This is a genomic window from Jatrophihabitans sp. YIM 134969, from assembly GCF_054456675.1.
The window spans coordinates 1-19,966 of sequence record NZ_JBTJEQ010000055.1 but is presented as its reverse complement, the minus strand read 5'-3'; the positions used below and the strand labels follow the sequence as shown (position 1 = coordinate 19,966).

At 73.9% G+C, this 19,966-nt stretch carries 19 protein-coding genes; 11 read left to right on the top strand and 8 right to left on the bottom strand.

All coding sequences use genetic code 11. From position 1 onward, the window contains the following. Nucleotides 1-49 precede the first annotated feature (49 nt). The 4 genes from ACXR2U_RS20890 to ACXR2U_RS20875 all read left to right on the top strand — a co-directional run bounded on the left by ACXR2U_RS20890 (nt 50) and on the right by ACXR2U_RS20875 (nt 4,932). Nucleotides 50-1,816 carry an alkaline phosphatase D family protein gene (locus ACXR2U_RS20890; protein WP_458827016.1) on the top strand — a complete coding sequence of 589 codons (1,767 nt, stop codon included), beginning with the start codon at nt 50-52 and terminating at the stop codon, nt 1,814-1,816. Between the two features lie 96 nt (nt 1,817-1,912). Beyond that, complete coding sequence (locus tag ACXR2U_RS20885; protein ID WP_458827015.1) at nt 1,913-2,641, top strand: glycerophosphodiester phosphodiesterase; 729 nt, start codon at nt 1,913-1,915, stop codon at nt 2,639-2,641. Beyond that, nucleotides 2,641-3,795 carry a glycosyltransferase gene (locus ACXR2U_RS20880; RefSeq protein ID WP_458827014.1) on the top strand — a complete coding sequence of 385 codons (1,155 nt, stop codon included), beginning with the start codon at nt 2,641-2,643 and terminating at the stop codon, nt 3,793-3,795. Before ACXR2U_RS20885 ends, ACXR2U_RS20880 begins: the two co-directional genes overlap by 1 nt. A 30-nt stretch (nt 3,796-3,825) precedes the next feature. Continuing rightward, nucleotides 3,826-4,932, top strand: coding sequence for a glycosyltransferase (locus tag ACXR2U_RS20875; RefSeq protein ID WP_458827013.1), 1,107 nt, complete (start codon nt 3,826-3,828; stop codon nt 4,930-4,932). Nucleotides 4,933-4,954: 22 nt separating this feature from the next. Here the strand turns inward: ACXR2U_RS20875 and ACXR2U_RS20870 are convergent, their stop codons facing one another. After that, nucleotides 4,955-5,431 (bottom strand): nucleoside deaminase, encoded by a 477-nt coding sequence (locus ACXR2U_RS20870; protein WP_458827012.1) that lies wholly within the window; start codon nt 5,429-5,431, stop codon nt 4,955-4,957. Nucleotides 5,432-5,992: 561 nt separating this feature from the next. Between ACXR2U_RS20870 and ACXR2U_RS20865 the strand changes: the two genes are divergently transcribed. Then, nucleotides 5,993-7,330 (top strand): HNH endonuclease signature motif containing protein, encoded by a 1,338-nt coding sequence (locus ACXR2U_RS20865; RefSeq protein WP_458827011.1) that lies wholly within the window; start codon nt 5,993-5,995, stop codon nt 7,328-7,330. An 803-nt stretch (nt 7,331-8,133) separates the two neighbouring features. Here the strand turns inward: ACXR2U_RS20865 and ACXR2U_RS20860 are convergent. Genes ACXR2U_RS20860 through ACXR2U_RS20850 form a run of 3 tightly spaced genes read right to left on the bottom strand, consistent with a single transcriptional unit; the run spans nt 8,134 to nt 9,797 of the window. Then, complete coding sequence (locus ACXR2U_RS20860) at nt 8,134-8,418, bottom strand: DUF3618 domain-containing protein (protein WP_458827010.1); 285 nt, start codon at nt 8,416-8,418, stop codon at nt 8,134-8,136. Beyond that, complete coding sequence (locus ACXR2U_RS20855; protein ID WP_458827009.1) at nt 8,419-8,823, bottom strand: phage holin family protein; 405 nt, start codon at nt 8,821-8,823, stop codon at nt 8,419-8,421. Next, nucleotides 8,820-9,797 carry a TIGR03557 family F420-dependent LLM class oxidoreductase gene (locus tag ACXR2U_RS20850; protein ID WP_458827008.1) on the bottom strand — a complete coding sequence of 326 codons (978 nt, stop codon included), beginning with the start codon at nt 9,795-9,797 and terminating at the stop codon, nt 8,820-8,822. The genes ACXR2U_RS20855 and ACXR2U_RS20850 overlap by 4 nt, the downstream gene beginning before the upstream one ends. 50 nt (nt 9,798-9,847) lie before the next feature. Here ACXR2U_RS20850 and ACXR2U_RS20845 point away from each other — a divergent pair, with 50 nt between their 5' ends. Further along, on the top strand, nt 9,848-10,330 hold the full coding sequence (locus ACXR2U_RS20845; RefSeq protein WP_458827007.1) for a hotdog fold domain-containing protein: 483 nt from the start codon (nt 9,848-9,850) through the stop codon (nt 10,328-10,330). Then, nucleotides 10,327-11,943, top strand: a complete 1,617-nt coding sequence (locus ACXR2U_RS20840; protein WP_458827006.1) for an amidohydrolase — start codon at nt 10,327-10,329, stop codon at nt 11,941-11,943. Before ACXR2U_RS20845 ends, ACXR2U_RS20840 begins: the two co-directional genes overlap by 4 nt. Nucleotides 11,944-11,964: 21 nt before the next feature. On the opposite strand, the gene ACXR2U_RS20835 is transcribed toward ACXR2U_RS20840, so the two are convergent. Continuing rightward, nucleotides 11,965-12,558 (bottom strand): maleylpyruvate isomerase family mycothiol-dependent enzyme, encoded by a 594-nt coding sequence (locus ACXR2U_RS20835; RefSeq protein ID WP_458827005.1) that lies wholly within the window; start codon nt 12,556-12,558, stop codon nt 11,965-11,967. A 149-nt stretch (nt 12,559-12,707) separates the two neighbouring features. On the opposite strand from ACXR2U_RS20835, the gene ACXR2U_RS20830 reads away from it, so the two are divergent. The 4 genes from ACXR2U_RS20830 to ACXR2U_RS20815 all read left to right on the top strand — a co-directional run bounded on the left by ACXR2U_RS20830 (nt 12,708) and on the right by ACXR2U_RS20815 (nt 17,272). Continuing rightward, nucleotides 12,708-13,178 (top strand): MarR family winged helix-turn-helix transcriptional regulator, encoded by a 471-nt coding sequence (locus ACXR2U_RS20830; protein ID WP_458827028.1) that lies wholly within the window; start codon nt 12,708-12,710, stop codon nt 13,176-13,178. 104 nt (nt 13,179-13,282) lie between these two features. Then, nucleotides 13,283-16,090, top strand: a complete 2,808-nt coding sequence (locus ACXR2U_RS20825) for a helix-turn-helix transcriptional regulator (protein ID WP_458827004.1) — start codon at nt 13,283-13,285, stop codon at nt 16,088-16,090. A gap of 78 nt (nt 16,091-16,168) precedes the next feature. After that, complete coding sequence (locus ACXR2U_RS20820; protein WP_458827003.1) at nt 16,169-16,660, top strand: DUF2505 family protein; 492 nt, start codon at nt 16,169-16,171, stop codon at nt 16,658-16,660. 135 nt (nt 16,661-16,795) lie between these two features. Then, entirely contained in the window at nt 16,796-17,272 is a 477-nt protein-coding gene (locus ACXR2U_RS20815) for a hypothetical protein (RefSeq protein WP_458827002.1), read from the top strand. Between the two features lie 36 nt (nt 17,273-17,308). Here ACXR2U_RS20815 and ACXR2U_RS20810 read toward each other — a convergent pair whose 3' ends face one another. The 3 genes from ACXR2U_RS20810 to ACXR2U_RS20800 all read right to left on the bottom strand — a co-directional run. Then, on the bottom strand, nt 17,309-18,133 hold the full coding sequence (locus tag ACXR2U_RS20810) for an LLM class flavin-dependent oxidoreductase (RefSeq protein ID WP_458827001.1): 825 nt from the start codon (nt 18,131-18,133) through the stop codon (nt 17,309-17,311). A 112-nt stretch (nt 18,134-18,245) separates the two neighbouring features. Continuing rightward, complete coding sequence (locus ACXR2U_RS20805) at nt 18,246-18,794, bottom strand: dihydrofolate reductase family protein (RefSeq protein ID WP_458827000.1); 549 nt, start codon at nt 18,792-18,794, stop codon at nt 18,246-18,248. 9 nt (nt 18,795-18,803) lie between these two features. Then, a partial coding sequence (locus ACXR2U_RS20800) for a TFIIB-type zinc ribbon-containing protein (protein WP_458826999.1) occupies nt 18,804-19,966 on the bottom strand: 1,163 nt, incomplete at its 5' end.

The following is a 19,966-nucleotide window of genomic DNA, read 5'->3' as shown; positions in this document are numbered from 1 at the left end:
TTCGACGGAGGGCTTCCGGGCGTTCACCCAGCCGGTCCACGATTCCGCCATGAGCCCGTCCGCCGCGCTGAGCCGCCGCACCGTCCTGAAGTCCGCCGCGCTCGGGGCGGTCGCCGCCGCCGTCCCGCTCCGCTGGTTCGACGCCGAGGCCGCCGCCGCCCCGGCCGCCGACGGCGTGTTCGGCTACGGCGTCGCGAGCGGCGACCCGACCGCGACGTCGGTGATCATCTGGACCCGCGCCACCCCGAGCCCCGACGCGATCCCGGGCAGCGGGCTCGGCGCGCCGGTCCGGGTGACCTGGGAGGTCGCCACCGACTCCCGGTTCGCCACCATCGTCAAGACCGGCACCGTGCAGACGTCGGCCGCGAGCGACCACACGGTCAAGGTGGACGTCACGGGTCTCGCGGTCTACCGCCGCTACTGGTACCGGTTCCGCGCCCTGAAGCAGCAGAGCGTGGTCGGCCGGACCCAGACCGCGCCCGACGACCGGAGCACCACGCACGCCTTACGCTTCGCGCTGGTGTCGTGCAGCAACTACACCGGCGGGTACTTCGGTCCTTACCGCGCGATCGCGAACCGCAAGGACCTCGACTTCGTCCTGCACGTCGGCGACTACATCTACGAGTACGGCAACGGTTCCGACCGCTACGGCCCGCCGGAGCTCGCCGGCACCCGCGACAGCCAGCCTGCGACCGAGACCATCGACCTGCAGGGCTACCGGCTGCGGCACGCGTTGCACAAGGCCGATCCGGACCTGGCCCTGTGCCACAAGCGGCTGCCGTTCATCACGATCTTCGACGACCACGAGGTCGCCAACAACGCGTGGAACAAGGGCGTCGAGAACCACACGCCGGGCACCGAGGGCGACTTCGCGACCCGGCGGGCGCAGGCCTACCAGGCCTACATGGAGTGGATGCCGTTCCGTCTGCCCGACCAGTCGGTGCCCCACAAGGGCACCCGGTTCTTCCGGCGGTTCACCTACGGCCGCCTCGCCGACCTGTCCGTCCTCGAGACCCGTCAGAACCGCAGCAAGCAGGTCGACGTCGCGCCGTACACCACCACGGGCGGCGGCTTCATCCCCGTCGACGACGCCGCCGCGAACGCGAAGCTCGCGGACCCGTCGCGGCACCTGCCCGAACCCGAGCAGCTGACCTGGCTGAAGGACGGCGCGAAGGGCACCCGACCGTGGCACCTGTTCGGCAACCAGGTCATCCTCACGCCGCTGCGTTTCCCCGGCGCGATCGTCGGCGTGCCGGGCAACGTCCTGAACTCCGACCAGTGGGACGGGTACCAGGCCGACCAGAAGAGCTTCACCGGGTTCCTCGCGAAGCGCCCGGCGACCAGTGGCGACAGCGTGTTCCTGACCGGCGACATCCACTCGTCGTGGGCGATGGACATCCCCTCCGACATGAGCGACGCCGCATCACCCTCGGCCGGAGTGGAGTTCGTGTGCCCGTCGGTCACCAGCGACGGTTTCTACGAGATCGTGCGTGACCGGCTGGGCGTCGCGCCGGAGGCGGCGGTGGTGGTCGTCGGTGGCCTCGGCGCGAGCGTGAGGACGCATAACCCGTGGGTGAAGTACGTCGACGGCGTCGGTCACGGCTTCACGGTCGTAGACGTCACGCCCGATCGGGTCCAGGCCGACTGGTACCTCACCCCCACGCCGACCAGCGCGGACCCGGACCCGCGCGTCGACCCCGCGACCGTGCCCGCCTACGCGTCGAGCTGGCAGACCCTGGCCGGCTCGCGGCGGGTGACCGTCGTGGGTGCGAAGCTAGGCGCCCGCTCCGACACCCCGTCCGGGCCGTCGGCCTGAGGCGTTCCCTGTCCGAGCGGGGAAGGCTCGGTGAACGCTGGACGACGACCTCGCGTTCACGCTGTCAGGACCCGGTGCGGGAGGCATCCTGACGGCGTGAGCGACCCCCAGGTCATCGCCCACCGCGGCGGCGCCGGTGTCTGGCCGGAGAACACCGTTCTCGCGTTCGAGTCCGCCCACCGGGCCGGGTGCGTGCTCGAGACCGACGTCCGGCACACGTCCGACGGGGTCGCGGTCTGCTTCCACGACGCGACGGTCGAGCGCTACACGGGTGAGGACGTGCGGGTCTCCGACCTGGACCTCCGGGCCCTGCGGGCGCGGTGTGCCGGCGCCGGCCTGCCGCTCGTCACGGTCGAGGAGCTGTTGGGCGGCCTGCCCACGGCGCAGGTCGTCCTCGACGTCAAGGACCCCGGCGGGATCGACGTCCTCGCCGGGGTCATCCGCCGCACCGGCGCGACCGGCCGGGTCTGCGCCACCGGGTGTTTCGACGCCGGCCTCACCCGGCTGCGGCGCGCGGTCGGTCCGGAACTCGCGACCGGCCTCGGGTGGTGGGCCGTGGCCGCGCTCGCCACCGGCGCCCGGTTCCGCAACCAGGGCGGCGCGCAGTGGGCGTTCCTCCACGCCCGCCTGGCCACCCCGCGCACCGTCGCCCGGGCACGGGCGCACGGCCTGCGGGTCGCGGTCTGGACGGTCGACGAACCCGCGGCGGCGCAACGGTTCCTGGCCCTGGGTGCGGACGCCGTCACCACCGACCGGCCGGACCGGTTGCTCCCGGTGCTGCGACCCGGGCGGGCCGTCCCCTCGACCCTGGCGGCGATGGCGTGATGCGCGTGGTGATGTGCGCCGAGACGTTCACCCCGGCCGTCAACGGGGTCGTCAACTCGGTGCGTCACGTGGCGCGGTGCCTGCACGCCGCCGGTCACGAGGTCACGGTGGTGGCGCCGACCGGTGACGACATCCCCGTGCCCGGCGGGCACATCCCGGTCGTCACCGTGCCGTCGGTCGGCGTGCCGGGGTACCGCACGCTCCGCATCGCGCGGCCGGGCGTCGACCTGCGGCGGGTGCTGTTCGACCTCGAGCCCGACGTCGTCCACCTGGCGTCGCCCGCGATCCTGGGTCAGGCCGGCATCGACGCCGCGCGCGTCATCGACCGCCCGGTCGCGGCGGTGTTCCAGACCGACCTCGCCGCGTTCATCGCGCGCCACCGCGCCGGGGTGCCGGTGCCGACGTTCGCCCGCGAGGGTCTGCGCGCCCGCACCTGGCGGTGGCTGCGCGAGATCCACGCCGGCGCCGACGTCACGCTCGCCCCCTCGCGGGCGACGCTGGAACACCTGCAGCGCCAGCACTTCCCGCGCCTGGCGCTGTGGCCGCGGGGGGTCGACTCCGAACGCTTCCACCCGGACCACCGCGACGCCGTCACCCGCGCGGGGCTGCTCGGTGGGCGGGAGTTGCTGGTCGGCGTCGTGGCTCGCCTCGCGGCCGAGAAGCGGATCGACCTGCTCGGCGCGACGTCCCGGCTCCCGGGTGTGCGGGTGGTCGTCGTCGGCGAGGGGCCGCTGCGCGCGGTGCTGCAGCGGGAGTTGCCCGACGCCGTGTTCACCGGTCAGCTCGAGGGCGTCGAACTCGGCCGGGTGGTGGCGAGCCTCGACGTGCTCGCTCATCCTGGCGCCGACGAGACGTTCTGCCAGTCGGTCCAGGAGTCGCTGGCCGCGGGGGTTCCGGCCGTGGTCGCGGCGTCGGGCGGCCCACTCGACCTGGTCGACGACGACCGCAACGGCCTGCTGTGGCGCGGTGACGACCCGGCCGACCTCGCGGCTCTGGTCGGACGGTTGCGTGATGCAACGGTCCGGGATCGGTTGGCGCAGGCGGCGCGGCCCTCGGTCGAACACCGCACCTGGGAGGGTGTCACGGCGGCACTCGTCGGGCACTACGAGCGCATCGTCGCCCACCGGTCCGTGGCCGGACACCGTGCAGCCTGAGCTCGACCCACGCGTGGGACCGACCGCCTCGTGAAGATCGCCCAACTGGCCGGCTGGTACTCCCCGGTCTCCGGGGGGATCCGCACGGTGGTCCACCGCCTGGCCGAGGGTTACCACGCTGCGGGCCACGACACCGTGCTCGTCGTCCCCGGTCCCCACGACACCGTGTCGACCGACCGGATCACCTTGAGCGGCCCGGTGCTGCCGGGCTCCGGCGGCTACCGCCTCGTCATCCGCCCCGGCGTGCTCGGCACGGCGCTCGACCGGGCGGCGCCGGACGTCGTCGAACTGCACGACAAGGCCTGGCTGCCGTCGGTGCGGCGTTGGGCCGACCGCCGAGGTGTACCGGTCGTGCTGATCTCGCACGAACGCCTCGACCGCACCCTGCCGCTGTTGGTGCCCGGACTCCCGCAGCCCGCCGCACGGTGGACGGCCGAGCGCGTGCGTTGCATGGTGCAACGACGTGCCGACCACGTCGTGGTGTGCTCGGCGTTCGCGGGTGCCGAGTTCCCCGAGGCCCACCGCGTACCACTGGGCGTCGACCTCGCCACGTTCACGCCGCAGCCGCCGCTGCCGGACCGTGCTCCCGGCGTGCAGCTCGTGCTGGCGTCGCGCCTGGCCCGGGAGAAGCGTCCGGACGTGGCGGTGGCGACCGTCGCCGCCCTGCGGGCGCGCGGTGTCGACGCCCGCCTCACCGTGTACGGCGCCGGCCCGCTGCGTGACGCCCTGCAGGCCCAGGCGGTCGGGTTGCCCGTCGAGTTCACGGGGTTCACCGCCGACAAGGCGGGTTTCGCTCGTGCGCTGGCCGGCGCGGATGTCGTGCTCGCGCCCGGACCGGCCGAGACGTTCGGGCTGTCGGCCCTCGAGGCGTTGGCGGCCGGCACACCCGTCGTCGCGGCGGACGGCGCGGCGGTGGCCGAACTGCTGCGGACGGCGCAGGGGTTCGCCGGCCGGGGCGCCGCGCTCGACGGCCACGCCTTCGCCGACGCCGTGCTCGACGTCCTCGCGCAGCCCGAGACCGGTCGCCGCGCCGCCGCCCGCGCCCTGGCCGAGCGGTACCCGTGGTCGCGGACCGTCGACCTCATGCTGGCGTTGCACACCGCAACGGTCACGCCGTCGTTGGTCGCCGCCGGCTGAGCGAGCCCGGGTGCCGGTGGCGTCAGGTGACTCCCGCACTCCGCGCGTGCAGGGCCTTCATGACCGCCTCGAGCTCGGGTGCCGGGCCGTCGACCGGCACTCCCGGCGCCACCTGCTGCACCGGCAGCGCCGCCACGCGCCCGGCGGGCAGGCCCCACCCAGTTCGCCATGCGGTCAGCTGCGCGGCCGAGACCGCGTACACGATGCGCCCGAGGCCGTTCCAGGCGTGGGCGGCCGAACACATGGGGCAGTGCTCGCCCGAGGTGTAGACCGTGGCGCCTTCCCGCTCGTCCGCGCTCATGCCTGTCGCGGACCAGCGGGCCAGCTCGAACTCGGGGTGACGGGTCTCGTCGCCGCTGCCCACGCGGTTGCGCTCCTCCCGCCGCACGGTGCCGCTCGCGTCCACCAGCACCGATCCGAACGGTTCGTCGCCGGCTTCCAATGCTTCGGTGGCGAGCTCGACGCAGCGGCGCAGGTGCAGGAGGTCACGGTCGTCCACGTCGCGCAGTCTGCCCGGTCGTGGCGTGGTCCGGCACGAGCGCGGTAGGTCTCGCGGTTTGGTGTCGTGCTCGCGGGTGGCGGTCTCGCGTGGCAAGGGCGGGCTTTCTCCGAGAAGCGCGTGGGCTTCCCGTTCGGGGTGAGTCTCGTTCACGGGCTTCGGTTCGCGCTGCGCAAGGACCGGCTCCTACGGGATGCGCGGTGGGTTGCCGTCCGGGGTGGGTTGCGCTTGCGGGTGGCGGTTGTCGCTTCGCAAGGGCGGGGCTGCTTCGAAGCGCGCTGCTGTCGCCGCTCGGGCCGCCCTCGCTCGCGGGTTGCAGCTCTGGCTTCGCAAGGACGGGCTCTACGAGATGCGCGACGTGTTGCGTGCGGGGCTGGCGTTCGCTTGCGGGTGGCGGTTCTGGCTTCGCAAGGACGGGCTCTTGCAAGAAGCGCGGCGGCTCTCGATCGTGGGCCTTCTAGTTCGCGGGCGGCGGCGCCGTGACCAGTCTGGACCGAGAATCAGTCGACTTCGTCGAGTGATTCTCTTGCGACGGCGGATCGTTCGATATACAATCGAGCCATGGTCGCGGTCGACGAGATGGTTCCCTCGCCTGACCTGCTGCGCGCTCTGCTGGCTCAGGATCCCACTGGTCTGGACGACGAGGAACGGGTCGCGTCGGTGGCCGGGTGGGAGCGGATGATCGCGTTCTGCACCGCCCACCAGAACGACGTCATGGTCGCCGCCTACCGCGACCACGCCGCCCCCGCCGACGGCGGTGAACCCGACGGGGACGCCGGCAAGTGGTGGTCCGAGCAACTCGGCCTGGCCCTCGGCGTTGCGGGGACGTCGGCGTACCACCGGATGATGCAGGCGGTCACCCTGGTCGAGGTCGCGCCGGCGATCTCCGCGCAGCTGCGGATCGGTGCGATCGGCGTTCATCACGCCCGGGTCGCTGCCAACGCGTTGCGGGTCGTCGAACCCGAGGTGGGTCGCACCGTCGACGCGGAGGTGGTGGACGACCCGGGTTGGCGGACCCCGTCGCAGTTGGAGCGGGCGTTGCAGGCCGCGATCGTCCGGGTGGACCCCGAAGGCGCCAAGGCTCGCAACCGGGCCCGGCGTCGGGAACGCGACGTGCGGGTCCGGGTCGAAGCCGACGGCATGTGCTCGCTGTGGGCGCTGCTCCCCGCCGAGCAGGGTCATGCGGTCGCCAAGACCATCGACGCGCACGCCCGGTCGTCGAAGGCCCGCAACACACCCGGCGACGACCGGACCCTCGCCAACTGTCGCGCCGACGCCTTGGTGGAGCTCACGCTGCGGCCGTTGCGCCCTGCCACCGTCGAATCCGGCACCGAACCCAGCACCGAACCCGGCACTGACCTCGCGACTGCGCCGCGGATGCACGGGCAGCGTCCGGAGATCCAGGTCGTCGTCGGCTGGACCACCCTCATGGGGTTGGACGACCTCCCCGGCTTCCTCCACGGTCACGGCATGATCGACGCCGCCACCGTCCGCCGGATCGCCTACGATCAGTGCGCCACCTGGCGGCGGATCCTCACCGACCCGGCATCAGGGCAACTGCTGGACTACGGCCGCAAGACTTACAGCCCACCGCGGAACCTCGAAGACTTCGTCATCGCCCGCGACCAGTACTGCCGCTTCCCCACCTGCGACCGGCCCGCTGTCACCTGCGATCTGGACCACCGCCACGACTGGAACAACGGCTGCCAGACCCGCGAGCAATGCCTCGACGCGCTGTGCCGACGTCACCACCGCCTCAAACACGAGACCAAGTGGATTCACGAACGCGATCCCGACGACAACTCCAGCATCTGGACCGACCCCGCCGGCAAGAAGCACCGCAAACCCGCCGCGAAAATCCCCGTCCTCGAACCGGAGCTCGGCGACCCACCCTTCTGAGGCCGGCGTGCGCGCGTCCGCGGATCGTGGAACGACCCGATGGAAGCGGCCCGTCGTCGCGCGCTGATCATGCTGCGCGCGACAGGCTTTCTCAGTCGGCCCGACAACCCACGTGAGACCACCACCCGACGACCTCGCGCGGCGTCCCGCCCCCGCCGCGCCGGTACGGCTCGCCGGTGGGACAGTGGCCCAGCAGTCTGGCCTGGCTGCCTCGGCGGACCGGCCGCTGCAATTGGCGGCCGCCTCCACGCCACCGAAGACCGCGCTCCCCTACGGCCGCGGCGATTCCCACGGCCTGCGGGAGAGCGTTCGCGACCTGTTTGGTCTCGGCCACACCGTCGGCCGCGGTCTGCTTCACCGACTCGCCGGCCTCCCGCGCGTGGACCGGACGACAACTCCAGCATCTGGACCGACCCCGCCGGGTCGGAACACCGCAAGCCCGCGGCGAGACTCCCGATGCCCGAACCCGAGCTCGGCGACCCACCCTTCTGAGGCCGGCGTGCGCGCGTCCGCGCCACCGGGGACTACCCGATGGGAGCGGCACCGTCATCGCGCGCTGATCATGCTGCGCGCGACAGGCTCTCTCGGTCGGCCCGACAACCCACGTGAGACCACCACCCGACGACCTCGCGGCGTCCCGCCCCCGCCGCGCCGGTACGGCTCACCGATGGGACGGTGGCCCAGCAGTCCGGCCCGGCCGCCTCGGCGAACCGGCCGCCGCGGTCGGCGCCGCCCTGGAGGCCACCGAAGACCGCGCGCGGCCCGACGGCCGCGGGAACCCCACCACGGCCCGTGCGGGAGAGTCAGCGCGACCTCCGCCTCCACACCACGACACCCACGACGGCGGCGACCACCGCGAGCGCGATGGCAGCGACCGGGACCGGCTTGTCCTTCGCGGTCTGCACACCGTGGTTCGCGACCTGCTTGGTCTTGGCCACACCGTCGGCCGCGGTCTGCTTCACCGACTCGCCGGCTTCGCGTGCGCGGACCCGGGGGTCGAGGCGGTCGGTGAGTTGGTCGACGGTCTCCTGCAGTTCCTCACGGGTCTTCTCGATGTCGGCCTTCGCAGCCTCGACCTCGTCTGCCACCTAGATCGCCTCCTTCACCGCGTCGACGTCCTGCTTGACACTCGCGACCGTCTGCTCCGGAACAGGCGGGGTGGCCTGCGAGACCTCCTTCTTCCCGAGCACCGCGGCGATGCCGGCGACGACGAGCAGCGCCGCGCCGACGATCAGCGCCGCGAGCCAGCCGGGGACGGCGGTGGCGAGGCCCATGATCGCCGCGGCCACGAACGCCCCGACGCCGTAGAGCACGAACACGCCGGCGCCGCCGAAGAGCCCGACGCCGAGGCCAGCGGCCTTGCCCTTCTGCGTCATCTCGGCCTTGGCCAGAGCCATCTCCTGACGCACCAGCGTCGAGGTCTGCTCGGACAGGTGGGCGACCAGTTCCCCCACGCTCGGCGGGGTCTGGCCGTCGGGGGCGGTGGTGCTCACAGCGCGCGCAGCCGGGTGAGCAGGTCCGGTGCGATCTCGCTCAGGAACTGCTCCTGGCTCTCGTCGCCGATCTGCACGAGGGCGACGTCGGTGAACCCGGCGTCGAGGTACGGCTTGACCGACTCGGCGAGTTCGTCGAGATCCGGCCCGCAGGCGATCGACTCGGCGACGTCCTCGGGTCGCACGAACTGGCTCGCGGCGTCGAACGCGACGGGCGTGGGCAGGTCGGCGTTGACGTGCCAGCCCGCGCCGAACCAGCGGAACAGCTCGTGCGCCCGCTTCACCGCGGCGTCCTTGTCCGGTCCCCAGCAGACCGGGATCTGCCCGATCTTGCGGTTGGTGGGCTGACCCGCCGCGGTGCGCACCTCGTCCCACTTCGAGATCAGGTCGGGGTCGGGCTCGACCGCGACGAGGTGGTCGGCGAGGGGGGCGAACTTCTCGACCGAGGAGTCGCCCGACACCGCGACACCGATCTGCACCGGCTGCTCCGGGACGTCCCAGATCTTCGCCGACTCCACCGAGAAGTGCTCACCCGTCCACGAGAGCTGGTCGCCGCTCTGCAGCGCCGTGATGATCTGCAGCGCCTCCATCAACATCTCCTGGCGCACCCGGGCCACCGGCCACGGCGCGCCGACCACGTGTTCGTTGAGGTTCTCGCCGGATCCGAGGCCGAGGGTGAACCGGTTGCCCGAGAGCAACCCGAGCGTCGCGGCCTTCTGGGCGACCACCGCGGGGTGGTACCGCTGGGTCGGGCAGGTCACGTAAGTCATGAGCTCGACACGATCGGTGGCGTGTGCAACGGCGCCGAGCATCGTCCACGCGTACGAGGCGTGGCCCATCTCCTTCAGCCACGGGAAGTAGTGGTCGCTCGAGACCAGCAGGTCGAAGCCCGCCGCCTCGGCGCCGACGGCGTAGGAGACGAGCTCGCGGGGTCCGCTCTGCTCGGTCATCAGGGTGTAGCCGAAACGGGTCATGTACGGCTCCTACCCACGGCACGCGGGCTGTCACGTCTACGCTCCGCGGCGTGTCGACGCCCTCGCCGCTGCTGCGCACCTACCGGAAGTTGTCAGGGGTACCCGGGGGCCGACGCCTGTTCTCGGTCGCCGTGTGGTTCCGGGCTCCGTACTTCCGCACCGTGCGGCCGTGGATCGTCGATCTGGACACCGGCCGTGGTTTGGTCGAGATGCGCGACCGGTGGGGCGTCCACAACCACATCGGCACCGTGCACGCCATCGCCTCGTGCAACCTCGCCGAGGTCGTGGCGGGGGTGACGACCGAGGTCAGCGTGCCGGCGTCGCACCGCTGGATCCCGAAGGGGATGACGGTCGCCTACCTCGCGACCGCCCGGACGCGGGTGACGGCCACGGCCACCGTGCCCGACCTCTCCGAGCTGGGAGCCGACGAGTCGCGTGAGGTCGTCGTGCCGGTCGACCTCACCACGACCGACGGCACGGTCTACGTCCACGCCGACATCACGATGTGGGTGTCGCCGAAGCCCCGCCGGTGATCGACCTGCTGATCGAGAACGCCTCGATCGTCACGATGGACCCGGCCCGTCCGACCGCGAGCCGGCTCGGGATCTGGCAGGGACGGGTGTTCGGCCTCGACGACGACCTCGCCGGTGTCACCGGCCGCGCCACCGTCGACCTGGGTGGGCGCACCGTCGTCCCGGGCTTCGTCGACGCGCACGTCCACCTGGTGTGGGCGGGCCAGGCCGAACGCGCGACCGACCTGCGCGGCGCGGCCGACGTCGCCGAGGTGCTGGCCCGGCTCGAGGCGACCGCGCTGGCGGCCCCGCCCGGGGCGTGGGTCGACGCCGTCGGGTACGACCAGCGCCCGCTCGGACGACACCTCACCCGCCACGACCTCGACCCCGTGGCCCACGGCCGTCGGCTGCTGCTGGTCCACACGTCGGGACACGGCCAGCTCGTCGACTCGGCGACGCTCGCCGCGGTCACCGAGCCCGCCGGCGGGTGGCCGGACGGCGTGGTCACCGACGCCGCGGGTGTCCCCACCGGGCTGTTCCTCGAGGAGAGCGTCGACCTGGTCGCGGCGCTGCGGGTCCCGTACGCCCAGGCCGAGCTCGTCGAGGCGGTCGCCGCCGGCGCCGCCCGCTGCGCCAGCCAGGGGGTGACCGCGGTGGCCGAGGCCGGCATCGGCGGCGGCCTGACCGGCCGGTCACGGGTCGAGGCGGCGGCCTACCGGAGCGCGCTCGCGAGCGGGCGACTGCCGGTGCGGGTGCGGCTGATGGTCGCGTGGAACGCGTTGCAGCACGTCACGGGCCACCCCGACGACGGCGACACCGCCACGCTCGTGCCCGGGCTCGCCACCGGCTTCGGCGACGACCGGGTGGCGCTCGGTGCGGTCAAGGCGTGGCTCGACGGCGGCATGATGGCCCGCACCGCCGCCCTGACCGAGCCCTACCTGGTGCAGCCGACGACCGCGGGCGCACTGACCCCCGACCTCGCCGCGATCAGCGCCACCGCCGTCGCAGCCCACGCCGGCGGCTGGCAACTGGCCCTGCACGCCATCGGGGACCGCGCGGTCGACGCCGCCCTGGACATCGTGGAGCAGGCCCGGTCGGCCGCCCCCCGTTCCGACGCCCGGCCCCGCATCGAACACGCCGGCCTGGTGCGCCCCGACCAGCTCGCCCGCATGGCGGACCTCGGGGTGACGGCCGTCGTGCAGCCGCGGTTCCTCACCGAGTTCGGCGACGACTACGCGCGCATCGTCGGCGAGGGTCGTGCCGGCTGGCTCTACCGCGGACGTGGGTTCCTCGACGCCGGCGTGCCGCTCGCGGGCTCCTCCGACCGGCCGGTCGCGGACGGCGCCCCGCTCGCCGCCATCGAGTTCATGGTGACCCGTCGGTCCTCCTCGGGGGCGGTCATCGGCCCGGACGAGGCGCTCACCGTGGACCAGGCCCTGCACGCGTACACCGCCGGGGCGGCGCGCGCCTGTGGCCTCGACGAGGTCGCGGGCACGCTCACGCCAGGGCGCGCGGCCGACCTGGTGGTGCTCGACGCCGACCCCCGGGCGGTCGCGCCCGACACGATCGCCGACATCGGGATCGTGACCACCGTGCTGGCCGGCGTGCCGACCCACGGCGCCTGGCCCGGCTGACCGGGGAGAGCGCCCGGCTCGTCAGTCGGCGAGGGTGCGGCCGTCGGGCAGCGTGCGGTGGGTGAGCAGGGAGACCAGTTCCCCGGCCTTCGCCACCACCCGGCGGCCCGAGCCCGCCGCCCAGTCCAGGTCCACGGCCACGAAGCGACGGTCGGTGACGTCGACGTCGAAGCGGCCGGCGACACCCTCCACCGCCAGGGCGTCGAGCACGGCACGCAGGGCGTCGTCGGGTGCGGGAGCGGCCCAGCCGAGTGCGACGGTGACGTCGAGGGCGTGCACCACGGCGTGGTTGAGGGCCCCCGCGGCCCCGAACCCCGGTGGCTCCCACGCCGCGAGCGCCGAGGAGCGCAGGTTGGTGAGGTGTTCGGCCGCCGGCAGCCCGGCGTCACGCGCGGCGATCTGGTCGGTGAGCGCCTGGAAGTCGCCGCCGGCCTCGGCCAGCGCGGCGCCGAACTGCTCGCCGGTGTACCGGGCGGGCGTCGTCACGTGCGCGACGACCTCCCGCACCCGCCACCCCTCGCACAACGACGGCGCGTCCCAGACCGCGTCCGGTGCCCTGTCGAGGGCGTCCGCGAGGCCGGCGTAGGTGGCCTCGACCAGCGGTGTGAGGTTCACGGCGTCATCCCACCACCGGTCGGTCCCCGTACGTAACTCGGTGGATCCACCGAGTTCGCTCCGTGCGCAGTTGGCTGTCCAGGAAGGTGTGGTGGTTCCACCGTGGGGTGATGTGTCCGGATCGCCCTAACGTCGTGCTCGTGACCGCGATGACGACGCCCGTCCGGCCGGCCCGGACCGTTCCGCACACCACCCAGGCCCTCTCACCGTCCCGCGCTGCCGTGAGCCCCGTGCGCCGCCCCGCCGCGCAGCCCGTCGACCCGTGGCGCTGGCACGACTACGCCACCCGCGTCGCCGCCGTCGAACGGAGCGCCTGGGAGTCCGCGGCCGGCGTCGTCGGCCACAGCGCGGTCGACGTCCGGGCTCTGTGCGCCCTGCGCCGCACCGACCGCGCGGTGGGTGCCCTCGGCTCCCGCCTCGGCCTCACCTCCGGCGGGGCCACCAAGCTCTGCCGCCGCCTGGTCGAGCTCGGCCTGGTGGAGCGCCGCGGCATGGACGAGGACCTCCGCGGTGTCCGCATCAGCCTCACCGAGGCCGGCCGCGACGTCGCCCACCGGGCCTCGCTGGTCTACGCCGAGCAGGTCCGCCGCCGCGCCGCCGAGATGCACCTCGCGGCCTGACCCGCCGGCCGGCGACCGAGCCCGGCGCGCCTCACCGGCACCGGACAAGCCGACGTACCGTCACAGAGCGCGCGAAAGCTCAGACTCTCGTAAAGTCCCTCGCCGTGACGGCTTCTTCCCGGTCTGGTAACGCCGTCACCGCGTCGCCCCGCCCGGCGCCGCTGCGCTCGGACCTGCTCGCCCAGGTCGTCCGGCAGGCTCGCGAGACCACGTCTCTCGGGCAGCCGGTGGTCGTGTACATCCGGGGCGAGGCCGGCAGCGGCAAGTCGACCTTCGCCCGTGAGGTCGCGGCGCAGCTGTCCGACCGTGTCGTCACCCAGACCTCGATCGCCGCCGAGGCCGCGTTCGCGCACGTCGCCCTCACCGACGTCGTCGAGGAGCTGGCCGCCCTGTGCGGCCGTGACCCCGAGCCGCTCACCTCCGGCGACGACCTGCCGACCACCCCGGTGCTCGGGCTGCACCTGCGCGACCGGCTGGTCGCGGCCGCCTCGGCCGGGCCGGTCGTGGTGGTCGTCGACGACCTCCAGTGGATGGACACCGACAGCCGCGACGTGCTGGCCTTCGCGCTGCGCCGCCTGCGTGACGTGCCGGTCGTCGTGGTGGTCGCGATCCGCACCGAACCCGGCCGCGCCGACGACGCCGAGGACACCAGCGACCACCGGGGACGACGGCTGGGGGCGGTCGCCCGCCTCGACGTCGACCTCGACCCCGTCCCCGTCCCCCGGCTCCGGGCTTTGGTCCGCCAGGTCGCACCCGACCTCGGCCCCGACGATCTCGACGCCGTCGTCGAGCAGTCGGGCGGCAACCCGTTCTGGGCCGTCGAACTCGCCCGCAGCGGCGCCGCCCGGGCCGGTGCGGGCGTCGACCTGCGGCGGGCTTCGCCGACCGCGCGTGAACGTCTCGCCGCGCTCGCCGCGGCCCTCACCGACGAGCAGCGCCTGGTCGTCGCGGCCGTCCGTCTGGCCGGCCGCCCCCTCACCGAGGAACTGGTCGCCGCCGTCGGGGGCGAGCTCGCGGATCCGCGGGACGCGGTCGACGCCGCCGAACGGGTCGGGGTCATCCGCCTGGCGGGCCAGCGCTGGACCACCTCGCACCCGCTGCTCGGTGAGGCCGCGTTGCAGGTGCTGCCCCAGGCGCGGCGGGCCGCGTTGCTGCGTCAGCTGGCCGACGCCGCCGAGGACCCCGAACGGCGGGTCCGCTTCGCGGCCGAGGTCGAGCGGCCCCCGCACGAACCCACCGCCCGCGAGCTCGCCGAGGTGGCGGAGTGGGCGGCGTCGCGCGGGAGCCTCGCCTCGGCCGTCGGGCTGATGGAGCAGTCGGTGCGGTTCACCCCCGACACCGACGAGCGGGTGCGCGGCGAGCGGCTCGCCGCCCTGGCCTCGTTGCACCTGCGGCAGGGCGCGTTCACCGCGGTGCTGACCACGGCGGAACAGGTCGACCTCGACCTGCTGGCGCCGCCCGCGTTCGACGCCTTCGCCGCGGCCGTCGCCGACGCCGCCGCCCTGGTCCACGGCCGGGACGCCGCGCAGCGGGTGGTCGGGCAGGTCGAGGCCTCCGCCGCCCGGCGGGCCGACCCGATGAGCCGCGCGGTGGCAGCGGCGCTCACCACCGACCGTGACTACGGCACGGCGCTCGGCACCGAGGCGTCCGAGATCGCGGAGCGGGCGGCCGCCGTCCTGGAGACCGCGACCTGGCCGAGCCCGACCACCCACATGCTGCTGGGATCGCTGTGCACGATGCGCCTCGACCGCGGCGACGGCCTCGACGCCGACCTCATCGAGCGCCGCCGCCGCCTCGAACCCGCGCTGCGTGGTGCCGGGCTGTCGCCGCCGTCGACGGACAGCGCCGACGCGCTGGCGGCGTACGTCAGCAAGCAGCTCGGTGACCCGCAGACCTCGCTCGCCCGCCTGCCCGCCCTCATCGACACCGCCGACCGCAGCGGGGAGGACTTCGCGGGGTTCGCCTTCCGGGTCCACCTCGCCACCACCCACCAGGTGTGCGGGGAGTTCGGGGCCTCACGTCGGGTGCTCGCCGAGGCGCGGGAGCGGCGCGGTTGGGTGCCGTCGGCCCGCTTCCCGCTGCTGCTGCCGGCGCTGGTCACCCAGGCGCTCGCCGACTCCTCCACCGCCGCCGCGGCCGAGGTGCTGGCGCGCGAGACCGCGGGCCTCGAACGCGGACCCGCCCGGTGGCAGGTCGTCGTCGCCTACCAGCGCGGCGTCGCCGCCCTCGACGACGGCCGGCACGACGAAGCCCTCGCCTGCCTCACCGAGGCGCTCACCCTCGCCGTCGATCTCGGCATCCACGAACCCGGCCGCCGGCACGAGGTCGACGTGGCCCTCGTCGAGACCCACCTCGCGCGAGGTGACCTCGACGCCGCGGCGGACCTGCTCGACGACCTCGACGCCTTCATCCGGCCCCGGGGCCGCCGCAGCCTCATGGCGGTGGTCGACCGTCTGACCGGCACCCTCACGGCGTTGCGGGGCGAGCCCGACCGCGCCGTCACCCAACTCGCCTCCGCCGCGGTCCGCGCGGCCGCGCGGCCGTTCCGACTCGAACACGCCCGCACCGTGCTCGCCCTGGCCGACGCCCACGCGCGGCGCGAGGACCCCCGGGCCGCGTCCGACGCGCTCGACTCGGCCCGACGCCTCTACACCGACATGGGGTACGCCGCCGGCGTCGAACTGGTCGAGCGCCGCCGCGCCGCCCTGCGGACCGACGACACCGCCCTGACCCCGGCGGAGCGGGCGGTCGTCGACGCCGTGGTCGCCGGCGCGACCGCTCGGCAGGCCGGCGTCGACCTGTCGATCAGCCACCGCACGGTCGAGGCCCACCTGCGGTCGGTGTACCGCAAGCTCGGCGTGCGGGGCCGGGTCGAACTCACCGCGCTCGCGCTGCGCGGCGAGTTGGACTGACGGCGTCGCGTAGCGTCGCGCCCACGCCTGCCGCGTCGAACCGCCCGGCTGTCGGGCCGGAACGTTGTGGAGTGCGGCATGAGCCCCCTGCCCTTCGAGGCCACCTGGGTGTTGCGCGGTGCGCCGGCCCAGCTCCGGGACCAGGTCCTGGATCTGGAGGGTCGCCGGCGGGCCTTCGTCGACGACGGCGCGAGGGACGTCCGGGTGCGGCGGTCGCGGGAGGGTGACCTCGAGGTCGTCCACAGCACCCGCGGGGTCCCCACGGGTGCTCGCGGGCCCGCGGCCGCGGTGGTGGGCCGGGTGCTCGAGGTCGTCCAGACCGAGTGGTGGGGCGAGCCCGACCCGAGCGGCGTGGTCGAGGGCCGGATCGAGGTCGAGTTCCCCGGCCGTCCGCTCGCGGTGTCCGCCCGGGTCGAGGTGCGGCCGACCGCGACCGGGTGCACCGAGCACGTGACGGGCCGGGCGCACGCGCGGATCCCCGGTGCCGGTCGCCTGGTCGAGCAGCAGATCGTCCGCCGGACCCTCGCCGACCTCGCCCGTCACCTCCCGCTCGACCCCGCGCGCCGCTGACCGGGCGGGGGGCGGGCGTCACCCCGGCGGTTCGGACCCCCCACCACCTGGGGACGGCTCCAGAGAGCCCCTGCAGCACTCGGGGAGCAGCAACGCGCCGACTCCACCGGAGCGGCGCACACGTCAGGAGACGACATGGCAGGCATCTGGGCCGGCATCACGGCCGGCGCGTTGGCGGGATCAGCAGGGGTCGGCGCGCAGAACGCGGTGAGCTACCTCGACCAGGCAGCACGGGGTGACGCGCCCACCGCGTCGCCCACCGGCCCTCACCCCGCGGCAACCGCGGCGGCGTTGGTCCACACCGACCCGGTCCGGTCGGCGGCGCTCGGTCCGCTCGGCGGTCTGGGTGTCGGCGTGGCCGTCGGTGCGGTGGCCGGCGCGATCCGCGGGACCTCCGCGACCCCGCCGCCGTCGCTGGCCGCGATCGTCACCGGTCTCGCGGCCATGGCCGTCAACACCGGCCTGGCGCTCGCCACGGGCACGGCCCGCGACGACTGGAACAAGCCGGTCACGTTCCTGCGCGACCTCGTGCCCCACCTGGTCTACGGCGCGGCGACCAGCACCGCGCTGCACCGCATGCTCGACCCGCACACCTCGTCCGTCGAGCGCTGACCGGAACGGACCGCCGGGCTTCCGGCCCGGCGGTCCTCACCCGGCGAGGCGGGCGACCACCGGCGCGACCTGCTCCATCGCGTTCGCGCCGACGACGACGTAGCTGAAGCCGGCCTCCTCGCGGCGGCGCAGCAACTCCTCGACCGCGGCGTCCGGATCGCTCGGCAGCACCAGCAGTGAGTCCGCGGCGTGCAGGGCGGCGGTGTCGGTGCCGGGTCCGGCCATGAACGGCGCCACGGTGTCGCCCACGACCGACACGTGCAGCGCCAACTCAACGTCACGGCGCTCACGGAACTCGCGGGCCAGCTGCACGACCTCGGCCCGCGAGTGGTCCGCTCTCTGGGCGATGTTCACGGTGTCGGCGAACTCGGCCGCGACCTCCAGGGCCTTTGGTCCGCGCACCGCCATCGCCACCGGGGTGTGGCGGTCGGAACCGTCCAGCTCCCGCAACGCGGTCAGGGCGGCGCGGATCTGTGCCGCCCGGTCGTCCGGGGAGGGCGGCATGCCGAGGGCCCGGAGTTCCTCCCCGAGGCCCGGGCGCCCGGTGCCGATGCCCAGTTCGAACCGGTCCTCGGTCACCACCGACATCGAGTGCGCCTCCCACGCCAGCTGCCACGGCAATCGGAACGGTGCGGCGTACACCCACGTCCCGACCCGCAGGTCGGTGACCGCGGCCGCGACGGCCAGGGCCGGTGCGGGCGCGGGCTGCCAGTGCGGGACATCGGGGAGCAGCAGGGTCGAGAAGCCGAGGTCGGCGATCCGGCGGGCGTGGTCGCGCCAGGTCGGCAGGTCGGTGAGGACCGGCGCGACGACCCCGAAGCGCCACGGTCGGACGTCGTCCCCTGCTCGTGTGTGCGTCATCGTCCGTGACCTCCCGCCGTGGCCGTGACACCGTGCCCGGCCCTCACCGTCTCCACGAACGGGACCGAGCCCATCCGACACCCGGGACCGGTCGTACCCGGGCCGGGTCGGATCAGTCGGCGGCCGGCGGCTCGACGCGGTACCGCAGCAGCAGCGCACCGGTCGGCGTCGACGTGCTCGCGAGCAGGTCGAGCCCGATCTCGGGCAGGTCCTCGAGGAACCGACGACCCCCACCGGCGATCCGTGGCGCGACCACCAGTCGCAGTTCGTCGACCACCCCGGAGACCAGGAGCGAGCGCGCGAGGCTGATGCTGGCGTGCACGCCGATGTCGCCGCCCGGTTCACGTTGCAGGGCGCGCAGGGCCTCGGCGGGATCGCCGTCGAGGACGGTGGTGTGCGGCCAGTCCTGCGTCAGCGGCGTCGAGGTCACGACGTACTTCGCCACGCCGTTGATGAACGTCGCGAACGGCTCGACGTCGCTGGTCGGCCAGTACGCGGCCCACTCGTCGTGACTGCGACGGCCCAGCACCACCGCGTCCTGGGTCCCGATGACCTCGGCGAGGTTGGCGTCGAGGAGGTCGTCCCACGTCGTGACGAACACCTCTGGCGACTCGGCGACGCCGTCGAGCGAGAGCAGCGTGTAGACCACGATCCGGCGCACGGTCGGCTCCTACCTCCTCGCCAGGACGACGGCCACGACGATCGCCGCCGCCACGATCAGCCCGGCGAGGACCGCGAGCGTGATCTTGAGCTTGCTGTACGGGCGGTCCCCGACGACCTCACCGGTGTTGGCGTTGACCAGCACCTGGTAGGTCCGGCCGCCGAAGACGTACGAGGCGATCCACAGCGGCAGCAGCATGAGCTTGAACATCGTCGCCGCGTACTGGACGTTCATGACCTGGATGCGCTGTTCGTCGCCGCCGATGTCGGCGCGGACGTCACCCTCGATGACCTGCCCCATGGAGGACTTGGCCTGGCCGAGACCGGTGTCGGGATCGACCTCGTACCGCAGCGCCGAGTACCCCGCGAGGTACTCGGGTTGGTAGGCCCGCGCGTCGCGCAACGTCCAGGGCCCCATCTTGTCGAGGGTCTCGGCGTCGAGGCGGTGGCTGGCGGGGATCAGGACGTCGTCGAACGCACGCGAGACGCGGCCGGCGGCGTCACGCCACCGGGTGTGCCGCTCCTGGTAGGTCTCGGTGCGGGTTCCGCCCTTGCCGTCGGGCACCGTGCGGGTCCGCGTGACGTAGTAGTAGTCCCCGCGCTGGCCGTCGTACTCGGTGGCGGTGCGGGCGTCGTAGGTCCAGTGCGGGATGTACGTCCCGCGGATCTGTTCGGTCGAGCCGACCTTCTTCAGAGCCGAGGGCGCGAACCGCCGCGAGCGGACCCACGTGCGGAAAGCCCCGTTCGCACCGGCCTTGTCGACGTGGAACGGCACCACGGCCTCGGGGGCGATGAGGCCGTCGGGCTGCGTCTGCGCGATGAGCACCCCGCCGCAGAACTGGCACAGCCTGGCGATGTCGTCGGTCTCGGTCTGGGCCCCGCAGTTGCGGCAGACCAGGACCTGCTCGCCGATAGTGGCCACCGGCTTCTTCGGCAGCGCGGCCCAGTCGTCGTAGGAGTGTTCGTCGATCGTGCCCTCGGCCGCGATGTGGACGATCGTGCCGCACGCACCGCACCGCATCTCGGTCGTGCCGGGGACGTACGCGACCTGGGAACCGCAGGTGGGGCAGGCGAAACTGCGCTGGCCGGCCGCGGGGGCCGCCACCGTCGTCGTGCGGGCGGGCGACGCCGGGACCGTCCCCGGCAGCGGCGGTGGGACGGCGGGCGGGGAGG